Source organism: Desulfolithobacter dissulfuricans, from assembly GCF_025998535.1.
GTDB lineage: Bacteria > Desulfobacterota > Desulfobulbia > Desulfobulbales > Desulfobulbaceae > Desulfolithobacter > Desulfolithobacter dissulfuricans.
Genome location: NZ_AP024233.1, coordinates 1757529 through 1771421, shown reverse-complemented (window position 1 = coordinate 1771421; position 13893 = coordinate 1757529). Strand labels below are relative to the sequence as shown.

The 13893-nt window shown below is 59.8% G+C and carries 14 protein-coding genes and 1 pseudogene; 14 read left to right on the top strand and 1 reads right to left on the bottom strand.

What is annotated here, in order from left to right; all coding sequences use genetic code 11:
* Positions 1–19: 19 nt before the first annotated feature.
* From ffh to GF1_RS07750, 13 genes and pseudogenes are all read left to right on the top strand, one after another.
* Positions 20–1369, top strand: coding sequence for a signal recognition particle protein (gene ffh / locus GF1_RS07810; protein WP_267929066.1), 1350 nt, complete (start codon positions 20–22; stop codon positions 1367–1369).
* 137 nt (positions 1370–1506) lie between these two features.
* Entirely contained in the window at positions 1507–1764 is a 258-nt protein-coding gene (gene rpsP / locus GF1_RS07805; RefSeq protein WP_267929065.1) for a 30S ribosomal protein S16, read from the top strand.
* Positions 1761–1994: a KH domain-containing protein gene (locus tag GF1_RS07800; protein WP_353740453.1), complete on the top strand. Its 234-nt coding sequence runs from the start codon at positions 1761–1763 to the stop codon at positions 1992–1994. The genes rpsP and GF1_RS07800 overlap by 4 nt, the downstream gene beginning before the upstream one ends.
* A 21-nt stretch (positions 1995–2015) precedes the next feature.
* Entirely contained in the window at positions 2016–2543 is a 528-nt protein-coding gene (gene rimM, locus GF1_RS07795; RefSeq protein WP_267929063.1) for a ribosome maturation factor RimM, read from the top strand.
* Positions 2544–2548: 5 nt separating this feature from the next.
* Complete coding sequence (trmD, locus tag GF1_RS07790) at positions 2549–3319, top strand: tRNA (guanosine(37)-N1)-methyltransferase TrmD (protein ID WP_267929061.1); 771 nt, start codon at positions 2549–2551, stop codon at positions 3317–3319.
* The gene (locus GF1_RS07785) at positions 3312–3860 is read left to right on the top strand and encodes an RNA methyltransferase (RefSeq protein WP_267929060.1); all 549 of its coding nucleotides are present in this window, start codon (positions 3312–3314) and stop codon (positions 3858–3860) included. The genes trmD and GF1_RS07785 overlap by 8 nt, the downstream gene beginning before the upstream one ends.
* Before the next feature lie 178 nt (positions 3861–4038).
* Positions 4039–4386 (top strand): 50S ribosomal protein L19, encoded by a 348-nt coding sequence (gene rplS, locus GF1_RS07780; RefSeq protein ID WP_326491613.1) that lies wholly within the window; start codon positions 4039–4041, stop codon positions 4384–4386.
* A gap of 92 nt (positions 4387–4478) precedes the next feature.
* Positions 4479–5182: pseudogene (rnhB, locus tag GF1_RS16450) on the top strand (ribonuclease HII).
* Positions 5082–5576, top strand: coding sequence for a YraN family protein (locus tag GF1_RS07770; protein WP_326491622.1), 495 nt, complete (start codon positions 5082–5084; stop codon positions 5574–5576). Before rnhB ends, GF1_RS07770 begins: the two are co-directional and overlap by 101 nt.
* Positions 5573–6646 carry a 4-hydroxythreonine-4-phosphate dehydrogenase PdxA gene (pdxA, locus tag GF1_RS07765; RefSeq protein WP_326491612.1) on the top strand — a complete coding sequence of 358 codons (1074 nt, stop codon included), beginning with the start codon at positions 5573–5575 and terminating at the stop codon, positions 6644–6646. Before GF1_RS07770 ends, pdxA begins: the two co-directional genes overlap by 4 nt.
* Positions 6643–7263, top strand: coding sequence for a dTMP kinase (gene tmk, locus GF1_RS07760; RefSeq protein ID WP_267929058.1), 621 nt, complete (start codon positions 6643–6645; stop codon positions 7261–7263). Before pdxA ends, tmk begins: the two co-directional genes overlap by 4 nt.
* The gene (locus tag GF1_RS07755) at positions 7251–8978 is read left to right on the top strand and encodes a tetratricopeptide repeat protein (protein ID WP_267929057.1); all 1728 of its coding nucleotides are present in this window, start codon (positions 7251–7253) and stop codon (positions 8976–8978) included. The genes tmk and GF1_RS07755 overlap by 13 nt, the downstream gene beginning before the upstream one ends.
* Positions 8975–9889: a hypothetical protein gene (locus GF1_RS07750; RefSeq protein WP_267929056.1), complete on the top strand. Its 915-nt coding sequence runs from the start codon at positions 8975–8977 to the stop codon at positions 9887–9889. Before GF1_RS07755 ends, GF1_RS07750 begins: the two co-directional genes overlap by 4 nt.
* 156 nt (positions 9890–10045) lie before the next feature.
* Here GF1_RS07750 and GF1_RS07745 read toward each other — a convergent pair whose 3' ends face one another.
* Complete coding sequence (locus GF1_RS07745) at positions 10046–11032, bottom strand: AMIN domain-containing protein (RefSeq protein ID WP_267929055.1); 987 nt, start codon at positions 11030–11032, stop codon at positions 10046–10048.
* Positions 11033–11281: 249 nt separating this feature from the next.
* Here GF1_RS07745 and GF1_RS07740 point away from each other — a divergent pair, with 249 nt between their 5' ends.
* Complete coding sequence (locus GF1_RS07740; protein ID WP_267929053.1) at positions 11282–13852, top strand: TIGR03960 family B12-binding radical SAM protein; 2571 nt, start codon at positions 11282–11284, stop codon at positions 13850–13852.
* The last annotated feature ends 41 nt before the right edge of the window (positions 13853–13893 follow it).

Genomic DNA, 13893 nt, shown 5'->3' with positions numbered 1-13893 from the left:
CTTTGCCTTTTCGGATGCCATGTTTGAAAACCTTACAGATCGTTTAGACTCCGTATTCAAGAAGCTTCGCGGCCACGGCAAGCTGACAGAGGAGAATATTCAGGATGCCATGCGTGAAGTCCGTGTGGCGCTCCTCGAAGCCGATGTCAACTACAAGGTCGTCAAGGAGTTTATTGCTGCGGTTACGGAAAAAGCGGTGGGCCGGGAAGTTCTTTCCAGCCTTTCCCCCGGGCAGCAGGTAATAAAGGTTGTTCACGACGAGCTGGTGGAGCTGCTTGGCAGCCACGAGGAGCCCCTTCGCCTGGATGGCAGGCAGCCGGTGTCCATCATGCTGGCCGGCCTTCAGGGTTCGGGTAAGACCACCACGGCCGGCAAGCTTGCCAGGATGCTGCGTGAAAAGGGACGTAAGCCGTTTCTGGTGCCTGCGGATGTCTACCGGCCGGCCGCAATCCAGCAGCTCCATGTTCTGGGCGAGCAGGTCGGGGTGCCGGTGTTTGATTCCACCACCGAGGATCGACCGGTGGATATCGCCAAGCGGGCCGTGGCCGAGGCAGAGGACAAGGGGTACGATACGGTCATCATCGATACCGCCGGCCGACTCCATGTGGACGAAGCCCTGATGACCGAACTCAAGGATATCTCCCGGGCGGTCCCGCTCACCGAAATTCTGTTCGTGGCCGATGCCATGACCGGTCAGGATGCGGTGACCGTGGCGGACAAGTTCAACTCGGATTTGGAGATCACCGGTGTCGTCCTGACCAAGATCGAGGGTGATGCCCGCGGTGGCGCGGCCCTGTCGGTCAAGAAGGTGACCGGCAAGCCTATCAAGTTCGTCGGTGTGGGCGAGTCCCTGGATGCCCTGGAGGTGTTCCATCCGGACCGGGCTGCTTCCCGTATTCTCGGCATGGGTGATGTGTTGTCACTCATCGAGAAGGCGGAAAAGGTCGTTGATCAGAAAAAGGCCAGGAAGCTGGCCCGTAAACTCCAGAAAAACACCTTTACCCTGGAGGACTTTCTCGATCAGATCCAGCAGATCAAGAAGATGGGCAATCTGGAACAGCTCATGGACATGATCCCGGGGATCAACAAGCTCAAGCAGCTCAAGGACGCTCCCAAGCCCGATGAGCGAGAACTGATAAAGACCGAGGCCATCATCCGTTCCATGACCAAGAAGGAACGGGCCAATCACAAGATTATCAACGCCAGCCGGCGCCAGCGCATCGCCAAGGGATCCGGCACCACGGTCGCTGAGGTGAACCGGGTGCTGAAGAGCTATACCATGATGCTCAAGATGATGAAAAAATTCCGCGGTAAACCGGTGGTGCGTGGCGGCAAGCGCCGCAAGCTGCCCAAGGGCCTGATCCGCTGATCTGCCCGGCTGCACCACGGCGACGTTTCCTGGGGGCGCCGACCACAAGACACAGCAACTACCAGCACAATTCGTCCAGGGCCCAGGGTCCGGGGATAGAAAAATAAAGTATCCGTATACAGGAGGATAAACCACACATGGCTGTACGTATTCGTTTAACAAGAATGGGCCGTAAGAAAAAACCGTTTTACCGTATCGTTGTGGCCAGCAATGAGGCCAAGCGTGATGGTAAGTTTCTGGATATCGTCGGCACCTATGATCCCATGCAGGATCCCGCAGTGGTCAACATCGATGCGGAAAAACTCCAGGATTGGCTCGGAAAGGGGGCAAAGCCCACCGTGACCGTGCAGAGTCTCCTGAAGAAGGTTGGTGCCGGTCAGACTGAGACTGCCTGATGAAGGAACTCATTGGCTTTATTGCCGGCAGACTGGTCGATCAGCCGGATGCGGTCGATGTGACGGAAAGGGAAGAGGGCGACACCGTGACCATCGAATTGCGGGTGGCCAAGGAAGACCTCGGCAAGGTGATCGGCAAGCAGGGCCGCACCGCCCGGGCCATGCGTTCGGTGCTGGCCGCGGCGGCCAGCAGGGTGGACAGGCGGTCACGTCTGGAAATTTTAGAGTAGCAGGCTGGTTCTTCTTTTTCTGTGGACGAATATGTTCTTCTAGGCAAGGTGACCAAACCCCATGGTATCCGGGGCGAGATCAAGGTCTATCCCTATTCCGGTGATCCAGCCGGGCTGGGCGTGTATGAGCAGATCTGGCTGGCCGGCGATACCGGGGAAAAAACCTACCACCGGATTGTCCGCAGCCGGGTGCAGGGCCGGTTTGCCTTGCTCACACTCAGTGACTGCACCAGTCGCGATCAGGCCGAGAGCCTGGCCGGACAGGAACTCTGGGTACGGCGCAGTGAAATGCCGGAAGTGGACGAAGATGAATTTTACCTGCAGGATCTTGAGGGACTCCGGGTCGTGGAGTATGTCGAAGGCAGACGAGACGGTCGGGTGATTGGAAGGATCACAGGAATACTTGAAACCGGAGCCCACGATATCCTGGTGGTCCGGGACGGAACCAGGGAATACCTGATTCCGGTACAGAGCGGATTTATTGTCAGCATAGGTGACGACGAGGTGGAGGTTGATCTGCCCCCGGGTCTGCTTGATATCAACTCCTAGGCCCGATGCTGTTTGATATTCTGACAATTTTTCCCGAGCTCCTGGCCTCACCCCTGAGGGAAGGTATTCTGCGTCGGGCGGTTCAGGCCGGGCACATAGATGTCAGGCTGCACAATATCCGCGATTATGCCCTGGACCGGCACAAGATGACCGACGATCGCCCCTTTGGCGGCGGTGAGGGCATGGTCATGAAACCTGAACCCCTGGCGGCCTGTATCCGGGACGTGCAGTCCAGCGGTCCGCCGGCCAGGGTTATCCTCCTGTCGCCCGGCGGCACAACATACACCCAGCAGGAGGCAAGGCGTCTGGCCGGTTATCCCCGGCTGATGCTGATCTGCGGCCGTTATGAGGGGGTGGACGAACGGATTCGGCAGGCTTTTGTCGACGAGGAGCTTTCCATCGGTGACTATATCCTCACCGGTGGCGAACTGGCGGCCATGGTGGTGGTGGATTCGGTGACCCGCTTGCTGCCCGGGGTTCTCGGCTGCGAGGATTCGGCCCGCAACGACACCTTCAGTCGCAGCCTGATCAAGCATCCCCAGTACACCCGGCCGAGAGAGTTTGAAGGCATGGAGGTCCCCGAGGTTCTTCTCAGCGGCGACCACCGGGCCATAGCCGATTACAGGTTCCTGGAATCGGTGAAAGAGACCCTGAAACGGCGGCCCGAACTGCTGGCCGATGTCCGGTTCACCCGGGAAGAAGAGAAACTGCTGCGCCGGGCCGGACTGGATCGGCAGATCCGGCGAACGGTTCAAAGCGGGACAGACCATGCTTGATGTGGCCCTGATCCACCACCCGGTGGTGAATCGGAGCGGAGAGGTTATCGGCTCGGCTATCACCAACCTGGACCTGCACGATATCGCCAGGGCCGGGGCTACCTTCGGCATTGGCCGGTATTGGGTGGTCTCGCCCTTTGCCGAGCAGCGCCGGCTGGCCCGGGAGATCGTCGACCACTGGACCAGGGGATACGGCAGCACCGTGAATCCGGACCGGCAACACGCCCTGGAGCTGATCCGAATCTGTCATGATCTGGATCAGGTGCTGGAAGAGGCCACGGCCGAACAGGGGGAAAAACCCCTGCTGCTGGCCACCTGCGCCCGTCCACAGGCCAATACCCTGGGTTATGAGTCCGCTCGGCAGAGGCTGGCCAGGGGAGAATCGATGCTGCTTCTCTTCGGAACGGCCTGGGGCCTGGCCCCGGAGATTCTGCAGCGGGTGGATGCGACCCTGCCGCCCATCATGGGGCCGGGGGAGTACAACCATCTGTCCGTGCGTTCAGCGGTCTCCATTATTCTGGACCGGCTGCTGGGCACCTGAAAAGACCAGGACAGGCCCGGCCTGTCGAGATACATTGAAACAGGTAACAACCTCAAGTCAGGAATAAGTAAAAAAAGTAAAAAGAACTTCAAACTCCGGCAAGACCGGCTTTGGATGGTGTGGAGGCATCCTTCGGGAAATCATCATTAAGAATAGGAATCCCGTAAAACAAGACATCATGAATATCATCGATAAAATTGACATGGAGCAGATGCGGTTCGATCATCCGGATTTTCGTCCCGGTGACACCGTGAAGGTGCATATCCGCATCGTTGAGGGAAACAAGGAACGTGTGCAGATTTTCCAGGGCGTTGTGATCAAGCGCAAACGGGGGAAAATGGATGCCACCTTCACCGTACGCAAGATCTCCCACGGTGTCGGGGTGGAAAAGACCTTTGCCCTGCATTCACCCCGGATCGAGAAGATCGAGGTGGTCGCGCTTGGCCGGGTCCGCCGTTCGCGTCTCTACTACCTGCGCGAGCGCCGTGGGAAGGCCGCCCGTATCCGGGAGCGTGGTACCAGATAAGACGTGGTTCTTCCACGCAAGGTGCGGGGGGCACATTGTCCAGGGTTATGAATTCCTCGGCCCGTGCCCCCGGTTCCCGGTTCCGCTGTGATATGCAGTCGGTCTTTGAGTCGCTGGCAACTGCCAGGATCCCTGACGATACCTATGCCTTCGAACGGGTTCTGCATGACCAGGGATTTGCGACCATTGCCGGCGTCGACGAGGCGGGCCGCGGCCCGCTGGCCGGCCCGGTGGTGGCCGGTTGCGTGGTTCTGCCCCCGGACTGCTGCTACCAGCGGTTTGTTGATTCCAAAAAACTCAATTCCAGCCAGCGCGAGGAACTTTTCTCCTACGTGCACGAATGCGGGGCCCGGATCGGCGTCGGGGTGGTCAGCGCCCGGGAGATCGATGCCATAAACATTCTCCAGGGTTCCCTGCTTGCCATGAAGCGGGCCGTCCTCGATTGCATGGACGGCGAAACACGCCTCCCTATCGATTTTCTTCTGGTGGACGGCAAGTTCACCATTCCCATGCAGCTCCCCAGCAAGCTCTTGTCAAGGGAGAATCCAAAAGCTCGTCCATCGCCGCAGCCTCCATTATCGCCAAGGTCACCCGGGACCGGATCATGGCCGGCTATCACGAGACCTATCCTGTATATAATTTTCTCAAGAATAAAGGATATCCCACCCGGGACCACCGGAGGGCCATTGCCGAGCATGGTCCCTGTCCCATCCACCGGAGGTCGTTCAAGGGCGTACGGGAATTCTCGGATCCGGATCAGCAGCGGCCGACCCCTTGTCAGCGCGATTTGTGGTGAGGGGACAATGACCGGTCCAGACAGGCGCCAAAACCTGCCCACCGGCAGACAGGGCGAGTCGCTGGCCGCAGCGTATCTCGAGAAAAATGGCTATACTATTATCTGCCGCAATTATCGCCGTCGGTTTGGAGAAATAGACATCATTGCCCGCCACAGGGGCTTCACTGTCTTTATCGAGGTCAAGACCAGGCGCTCGGGACGGTTCGGAGGGCCCCTGGTGGCGGTGGATCGGCGCAAGCAGCAACAGATATACCGGGTGGCCGAGGAATACCTGGCCTCCCACGGGCTGCAGGAAACCCCGGCCCGCTTTGACGTGGTTTCGGTGGCCCTGGCCCGGGACGGCAGGGTGACCATTGACGTGATTGAAAACGCTTTTGAGGGCGGCACGGGATGATGGAAACGAAAAAACCGCAGTGTGTCGAAGACAGACGGTGTGTCGAAGACAGACGACCTCTGGCCATTACCATGGGCTGCCCGGTGGGCATAGGGCCGGAGATTATCCTGAAGCTCTACACTCACCTGGGGCGGGATTGCGGTACGCCTCCGGTGGTGGCCGGTGATCCGGGCATCCTTGAAGCCACGGCCCTGCTTCTTGGCCTGGAGCCGGAAATTGTTCGCTGGCGTCCCGGGGCAGCTATCGAACCTGACACGGTTCCGGTCTGGCCCCTTTCCGCCCTTGATCCCACAGCCCTGCAGTGGGGGCATCCGAACCGGGAGACCGGCCGTGCCATGGGGCTGTATATCCAGGAGACTGTGCGGGCGATCCAGGAGGGTGAATTCTCCGGCCTGGTCACCTGTCCCATTTCCAAGAGCGCGCTGCAACTGGGCGGCTATCCCTACCCCGGCCACACCGAGATGCTTGCCGATCTCACCGGCGCGGACCGGTTTTTGATGATGATGGCCGGATCACGGCTCAAGGTCGTTCTGGTGACCATCCACGAGCCGCTGGCCAGGGTGGCCGAACTGATCACCCGGGAGCGGGTTGAGCGCTGTATCAGGCTGACCGCTGCTGCCCTGGAACGAGATTTTGGCGTCCGCCGGCCCCGGATCGCGGTGGCCGGTCTCAATCCCCATGCCGGGGAAGATGGTATGTTCGGCCGGGAGGAGGAAACAGTGCTTGGTCCGGTGATCGAGGCGCTGAACCGGACCGGCCCGAGCCTGATTTCCGGCCCCTGGCCGCCGGACACCGTGTTCTACCGGGGGGCCCGGGGGGCGTGGGACGCGGTGGTGGCCATGTACCATGACCAGGGTCTTATTCCCTTCAAGTTGCTCCATTTCCATGATGGTGTTAACGTGACCCTGGGGCTTCCTATTGTCCGGACCTCGGTGGACCACGGTACGGCCTATGACATCGCCGGCCGGGGTGTGGCCGATCCCTCAAGTCTGGAGGCGGCCTGGAAGATGGCGGCAGAGATTGTCCGCAACCGGGCAGAGCACGAAACCAACCCGATGGAACCATCATGAAACAGGGCCTCCTCATAGCTCTCGAGGGCATCGACGGCACCGGCAAGTCGACCCAGATCAAGCTCCTTGCCGACTACCTGCGACAAAAGGGGTGCGAGGTGGTGGTGACCCGCGAACCTACCGACGGCCCCTGGGGCCGGCGGATCCGGGAACTGTACAAGGACCGCTCCTCCTGCACTCCCGAGGAGGAGCTGGAGATGTTCATAAACGATCGACGGGACCATGTACGCGAGGTGATCGAACCGGCCCTGGCCAGTGGCAAGATCGTCCTCACCGATCGCTACTATTTTTCCACAGCCGCCTACCAGGGAGCAGCGGGTATGGATGTGGACCACATCTTTGCCTGCAACCGTTTCGCGCCCCAACCGGACCTGGTGATCCTGCTGAGCATGGATCCCGGGACAAGTATCCGTCGCATCGCCGAGATTCGCGGTGAGAAACCAAATGATTTCGAACAGGTGGACCAGTTGCGCCAGGTGGCTGCAATCTTTGATTCGTTCAACCATCCCTGCATCTGTCGGGTCCCTGCCGAGGGTTCTGTCAGCCTGGTCCAGGAACGGATACGAAAACACGTAGACACCCTTCTCCGGGAGAGAAACTATCCATGCGGGCAATGAGACTGTGGGCCATACTGTGCTGCTGTGTTCTGGCCGCCGGGCTACTGGGCGGCTGCGGGCAGACGGGCCGTCGGACCGGTGGCATGGAGCTGGCGGACATGGTCGAGGAGCCTGATTTCGGCTGCAGTTACTTCTATTTTCTCTGGGGGCGCCATGCCGAGTTGGATCTGAAGTTTGCCGAGGCCCTGGAGGCCTATGAAAAGGGCCTTATCTGCGACCCCGAGGCCGTGTACATCGAACGCAAAATCCCCATTCTCCTCCTCCGCATGGGACGCAACCAGGAGGCGGTTTCCCGACTGGAGGATTTCCTCAGCCGCCATCCCCGCGATACCGACAGCAGGATGCTGTTGGCCAGAGTCCTGATACGCCTTGGTCGCCTGGATGAGGCGGTCGAGCAGTATCGCACCATCCACGCCCAGGATCCCCGGGAAACCGATTCCCTGCTCCTGCTGGCCCGTCTCTTTTTCGGTCAGGAAAAGATGGAGAAAACCCGGGCCATCCTGGACGAGGTCCTGCAGATTGATCCCGGATCCTACCCGGCCCGGATTCTGCTCGCCCGGATCAATGTCCAGGAAAAGAAGTTTGACCAGGCCATCAGGGAGTACAGAAAGGCCCTGGAGCTGAACTGGTCCGTGGATCTGGCCCTGGAGATGAGCGAGGTCTTCCTGAGGCAGAAGCGCTACGACGAGGCCGTGGAACTCTACCGGAAGATCCTTGGCGATGATCCGGAAAACGAACGGGTTCGTATAGCCCTGGTCCACACCTACCTTCTTCAGAACCGTGAACAGGAGGCTCTCCGGGAGCTGAATCGGCTCAAGACCGTATCCTCCAATCCCACCCGGGTGGATCTTACCATTGCCCGGCTCTTTGCCCGGCAGAAAAAATTTGACCGGGCTGCCACCATCCTCCAGCAGGTACTGGAAAAAAACGATCTGTCCGAAGGCCGTTTTCTCCTCGCCCTGATCTATTTTCAGGAAAAGAAATACCAGGAGGCCCTGACCCAGCTCAGACACATCGACCGGCAGGCCCCGGAATATGAGGATGCGGTCTTTCTCCAGGTCCGCATCTACCGGGCCCTGAAGCAGGTGGAACAGGCCATCGAAATTCTCGAGGAGGCTGTCCAGGAAGAGACTGGCCGCAGCAGCGAGATGTTTGTCCTCCTGGCCGCTCTCTACCAGATGCAGAACCGGGAAGATAAGGGGCGGGACGTCTTCAGTCGGGCCCTGGAGGCCTTTCCCGATGACGAGAACCTGCTCTATGAGTATGGTCTCTTCCTCGAGCACAGCGGTGAGCATGACAAGGCGCTCTCGGTGATGCAACAGGTGATCCGGGTCCAGCCCCGCCATGCCGGTGCTCTCAACTACGTGGGATACACCTGGGCCGATCAGAAGGTCCATCTGGACAAGGCCCTTGAGTATATCGAAAAGGCGGTGCAGCTGGAACCGGAAAACGGCTATATCCTCGACAGCCTCGGCTGGGTCTACTACCGGCTTGGTCGGCTGGACGAGGCCCGCAAGGCCCTGGAAGAGGCTGTGAAGCTATCGCCGGACGATCCGGCCATTCTGGATCATCTGGGCGATGTCTATCTGGAGCTTGATATGGTGCAGGAGGCGGTGGAGGTCTACCGCCGGTCCCTGGATCTTTTTGAAGACCGGCAAGATATCAAACGGGTCCGGAAAAAGCTGCAGATGCTCAAAGAGCAGGGCAGGGAATGAACTCCCGATGGCATCGCGCCGTCCGGTTGAGTGTCTGGTGGGAGCGCCTGGCCTCCGGCACGTTCCCGGAACGGTTGCCGGAAGAGGATCACGGCCGTGGTGAGATGATGAGATGGTCTCGCGGTCCCATACTGTTTTACCTGGCGCTGTTGGTTCCGCTGCTTCTTGTCCTGGGTGGATGCGGGACCAGGGGGCCGGTAACGGTGGCGCTCGACCGGGTGGAAAGACCGGTGGCCGAGGAAATATGGCACCGTTTCATCGATCGTTCCTGTAGTCTGGCCGTGGACGCTGATCTGCGGGTCGGCTGGAAGGCCTGGGGGCAGGAGGGAACGGTCCGGGCAACCCTGCTCCTGCAGGTACCTTCCTTTCTCCGACTGGCCCTGGTCGATCCTCTCGACCGGCCGGTGGTGCTTATCACCGGTGATGGCACCAGTTTCACTCTGGTCGATAACCGGACAGGAGAGGCGTACACCGGACCGGTGGAGGCCGGTTTCTGGAAGAAATATGTGCCGGAGGTTCTGGCAGACCAGGAGCTCTTTTTTCTTCTGGCCGGGCGGTTGGAGGCGGGTCGGTGCAAGGTGCAGAAAATCGCCCGGGATCGGGAGGGCAGGGGCTACTGGTACACCCTGCGCTGTGCGGACAACCTCCGCCACCAGGTGCTGCTGAGCGACTCCGGCATGATGGCGTGCCACCGGATCCTGGCAGGCGACGAACTGGAGCTTGAAGTAACATACGAGGGGACGCTCGGCGACTTTCCCTGCCCCTGGCCACGGACCCTGGAGATAGAAGGAGAAAGGGTTTCCGGCAAGATCGTGCTCGAGTTTGAGCGGATCTACTCCACCGAGCCGGTGTCGCCGGAGCGGTTCCAGCTCAGGCTGCCATCCCATGTCACCCTTACCAGGGTCAGGTAGTGCCTGTCCATAAATGGCCTTTTCGCCCGATTTCTGCGTCGCTACGAAAAATAAAAACGCTCACATATGCTTAATATGCTGCGCTTTTTATTTTTCTATGCTCCTTGAACTCGAACGAAAATTCTCATTTATGGACATACACCAGGTAGAAACGGCTCAGCGGCGCTGGAGCGGCTTTTCTATCTCGGCGGTGGAAGGGGCGTTGTCCAGGGTGTTGACGATGAGGACAAAGAGGTTGTCTTCCTTGAAAAAGACCTGCTGGAGATCGTAGTTGTTTCCCTGCTTCAGGTCGAGCACCACCCGGATTCTGTCCTCGTGTCGACCGGTCCTGATACTCTTCACATAACGCCCGTTTGCCTTGATCAACCGCTGTACGGACTTGTCCAGGCGGGTATCCTTGAAGTCGCATACCACCCGTGGCAGCCCTTCGGCAATACCAAAAACCCTGGGGGGGTAGAATCCGTTGAGTTTAAAAAGGATCATCTCGCCCCGGCTGCGGGAAGTATCAAATTCCACCCCGGTCAGGGTGGGCATGACCGCAGCATTTGGCGGGTGGAATATTTTTGTTCCTTCCTTTGTCTTTGTCTCTTTCACCTTCCGGGCCGGGTCGCGTGGTATGGCTGCAGCCGCGGATTCTGGTTTCGGGACCAGGTCCGGGGGACGGGTGGTCGTTTTTTGTGTTGTTTGGTCAGCAGGCGGGGTATGGTCCACCGCTGTGGTAGTGCTCTCTTCGGTGAATACCTGGAGGATAAGCTGGTGTTTTTCCGGCAGGAACTGCTGGTCGAAATCAAGGTGCTGGCCCGGGCGCAGGTCCAGGACAACCCTGGTTTTCAGCTGCGGCTTGTTGTGGATCCCGATCCGGATGCGTTCTATGTAGCGGCCACTGGTCTGGATCTGGTGGGCCAGCGACGTAGCGGGCCGGGTGGCGGGAAAATCGAAAACCACCCGCGGTTTTTTCCCTTTGATGGCAAAAACCCTGGGTATCGTGCTCCTGTCCAGACTGAAGATGACCTGTTCCGCATCGGCAGCGGATTTTTCAAACCGGATATCTTCAAGCACCGCCGAATCGGTGGCCGCAAACAGCACGGCGGGCAGCAGCACTGCCACAAGCAGGGTGATGACCGTGCAGGGATAATTTTTCATGTACATTGCGATGAATTGGCACCGGTGGGGAGGATGAGTGGTAACTCCATGACTTCGCTATAGTATCAGGATTACATCGTCAACCATTGCAATGTCAACTCATTTTCGGTAAAAGAGCCCCTGGCCCGGAGAGGGCAGGGGCGGAAGACAACGGGTCTTGGGACCTGCATCGGCTGGCTGGGTCCGGCACCCCTCATTCATACAACGACCGCCAGGCAGGAATCCTGCCCGGCGGATTATGGACGATTCATGCAACAACTTCATCATATCCTCTCCCTGGTACGTAAGCCGGGGCGCTATATCGGCGGAGAACACAACGCTGTCCGCCCAAGCTGGGATGGGGCGGATTTTCGTTTCTGCCTGGTTTTTCCCGACCTGTATGAAATCGGCATGTCCCATCAGGGCCTGCAGATTCTCTACCACGTCATCAACCACCACCAGGGATTCCTGGCCGACCGCTGTTATGCTCCGGACGTGGACATGGAAGAGCAGCTCCGGACCCATGGGGTGGACCTTTTTTCCGTCGAATGCCGCCGGCCGCTGAGCGAATTCGACGTCCTTGGCATCACGCTGCCTTATGAACTGTGCTACACCAACATCCTGACCATCCTGGACCTGGCTGGTCTTCCCCTGCGTAGCGCGGACCGGGACGAACGGTATCCCCTAGTGCTTGGTGGCGGCTCCTGTTCCATGAATCCCGAACCGGTGGCCGAGTTCTTCGATGCCATTGTCCTTGGCGATGGCGAAGAGATCATCCTGGAAATCGGTACCGCCCTGCGCCAGGCCCGGGAACGCTCCGCCCCACGACAGGAACAGCTCGAAGCCCTGGCCGAGATTCCCGGAGTCTATGTCCCCTCTTTTTTCAAGCCCCGGTACCAGGGCCAAACGCTTTGTGGTATCGAGCCGCTGCGTTCCGGTTATGAGCGGGTACGGCGGCGGGTGCTGCCGCGGTTGACCGGGCCCGAGGAGCAGGGCCGACCGCTGGTCCCGCTGGTCAAGCCCATCCATGACCGGCTCGGGGTGGAGATCGCCCGCGGCTGTACCCGGGGCTGTCGTTTCTGTCAGGCCGGCATCATCTACCGTCCGGCGCGGGAGCGGACCATGGACGAGGTCCTGGCCATTGCCGAGCAGGGTATCGAGGCCTCGGGTTTTGACGAGCTGGCCCTTTTGTCCCTGTCCACCGGCGATTACTCCTGTCTGCCCCAGCTCATGACGCGGCTCATGGACCGGTTTGCCAACAGCTATGTTTCGGTGTCCATGCCCTCCATGCGGGTGGGTACCCTGACACCGGAGATCATGGACCAGATACGCCGGGTCCGCAAGACCGGGTTCACCGTCGCTCCCGAAGCGGGTACTGACCGGCTGCGGGAGGTAATCAACAAGGGGATCACTGAAAAGGATCTCCTGGCCACCTGCCGCGACGCCTTCAGTCTGGGCTGGAACCTGATCAAGTTCTACTTCATGATCGGGTTGCCCGGAGAGACCGTGGAGGACGTGGAGGCCATTGTCGAGCTGGCCAAACGGGCTCGGCAGGAAGCGGGCAAGGCCAGCCGCCGGGTCCAGATCAATGTCTCGGTGGCCACCTTTGTGCCCAAGCCGCACACCCCGTTCCAGTGGCACCACCAGATCAGCCTGGACGAATCAAGGGAAAAGATCAATCTGCTCAAGCGGCTCCTGCCCCGCAAGGGATTCAAACTTAAATGGCATGACCCGCACCAGTCGGTGATGGAGGGGGTTTTCTCCCGTGGTGACCGCCGGCTCTCCAGGCTCATCGAAACCGCCTGGCGCCGGGGAACCCGACTGGACGGCTGGTCCGAGCATTACAGCCTGGATGAGTGGCGGGCCGCTGCGGCCGAGATCGGGCTCGATCTGGAATGGTATCTGCTCAGGCGGGAGATGGACGAAATTCTGCCCTGGGATCACCTGGACTCCGGCGTCGAGCGATCATTTCTCGAGCAGGAGTGGCACCGGGCCCTGGCCCGGGAATATACCCCGGACTGCCGTAACCACGGCTGCCAGAAATGCGGCCTGTGCGACTTCAAGACCATTTATCCGGTGGTCCATGGCCGCAAAAAAGAAGAGGAACGGTCGGATGGTCCCCGGGAGAAAGAGGACGCGGCCCGGGTGGTGGGCCGGGGCAGCCGCCGCAAACGGAAGAGCAGTGGCGACGAGCGGATTTTCACCTACCGGGTCCATTACGAGCGAGGCGGTGACAGCCGCTACCTGGGCCATCTGGAGATCCTCCAGCTGGTCTTCCGGGTTCTGAAACGGGCCCGGTTGCCGGTGCTCTTCTCCCAGGGATACAACCCGTCACCCCGGGTCTCCTTCAGTCCGGCCCTGCCGGTGGGTGTGGAGAGCCTGGTGGAATATTTCGACATGGATCTCGGCGAGCCACTCGCCGACCTGGCCTCGGTCCGAGAGCAGCTCAACCGGGAGCTGCCCCATTTCATTCGCGTGCACCGGGTGGAGCCGGTGGCGAAAAAGAAAAAACAGACCGACTTGCGGGTCACCTACGAAGTCCGTCCGGCCTCGCCACTCTCCCCCGAAACAACTAAGCGGCTGGAGGACTTTCTGGCCCGGGATACCTTTCCGGTGGAGCGGCTGCGCAAGGGCAGGAAAAAAACTTTCGATCTGCGGCCCCTGGTCCTCGGCCTGGAGGTGCAGGATGACATGCTCATGCTCGAGATGCTCAATCCCCACGGCCGGGCCGGAGCCGGGCCGCGGGAAATCCTGGAGAAGGTCCTTGGTTTTTCCGCCAGGGAGGCGCTCCTCGCCGATATTCGCAAGGTCGGGGCCACGGCCATGACGGAGAGGACTTGACGGTTTCGGGGAACCGTTTATGGTGGTACAGGAAAAAAGTA

Coding starts and splice junctions, on each gene's coding strand:
- GF1_RS07755 (WP_267929057.1), top strand. CDS start 7,251: ATGCGGGCAATGAGACTGTGGGCCATACTGTGCTGCTGTGTTCTGGCC.
- GF1_RS07745 (WP_267929055.1), bottom strand. CDS start 11,032: ATGAAAAATTATCCCTGCACGGTCATCACCCTGCTTGTGGCAGTGCTG.
- pdxA (WP_326491612.1), top strand. CDS start 5,573: ATGATGGAAACGAAAAAACCGCAGTGTGTCGAAGACAGACGGTGTGTC.
- trmD (WP_267929061.1), top strand. CDS start 2,549: ATGCTGTTTGATATTCTGACAATTTTTCCCGAGCTCCTGGCCTCACCC.
- tmk (WP_267929058.1), top strand. CDS start 6,643: ATGAAACAGGGCCTCCTCATAGCTCTCGAGGGCATCGACGGCACCGGC.
- GF1_RS07785 (WP_267929060.1), top strand. CDS start 3,312: ATGCTTGATGTGGCCCTGATCCACCACCCGGTGGTGAATCGGAGCGGA.
- GF1_RS07750 (WP_267929056.1), top strand. CDS start 8,975: ATGAACTCCCGATGGCATCGCGCCGTCCGGTTGAGTGTCTGGTGGGAG.
- GF1_RS07770 (WP_326491622.1), top strand. CDS start 5,082: ATGGTCCCTGTCCCATCCACCGGAGGTCGTTCAAGGGCGTACGGGAAT.
- ffh (WP_267929066.1), top strand. CDS start 20: ATGTTTGAAAACCTTACAGATCGTTTAGACTCCGTATTCAAGAAGCTT.
- rplS (WP_326491613.1), top strand. CDS start 4,039: ATGAATATCATCGATAAAATTGACATGGAGCAGATGCGGTTCGATCAT.
- GF1_RS07740 (WP_267929053.1), top strand. CDS start 11,282: ATGCAACAACTTCATCATATCCTCTCCCTGGTACGTAAGCCGGGGCGC.
- rpsP (WP_267929065.1), top strand. CDS start 1,507: ATGGCTGTACGTATTCGTTTAACAAGAATGGGCCGTAAGAAAAAACCG.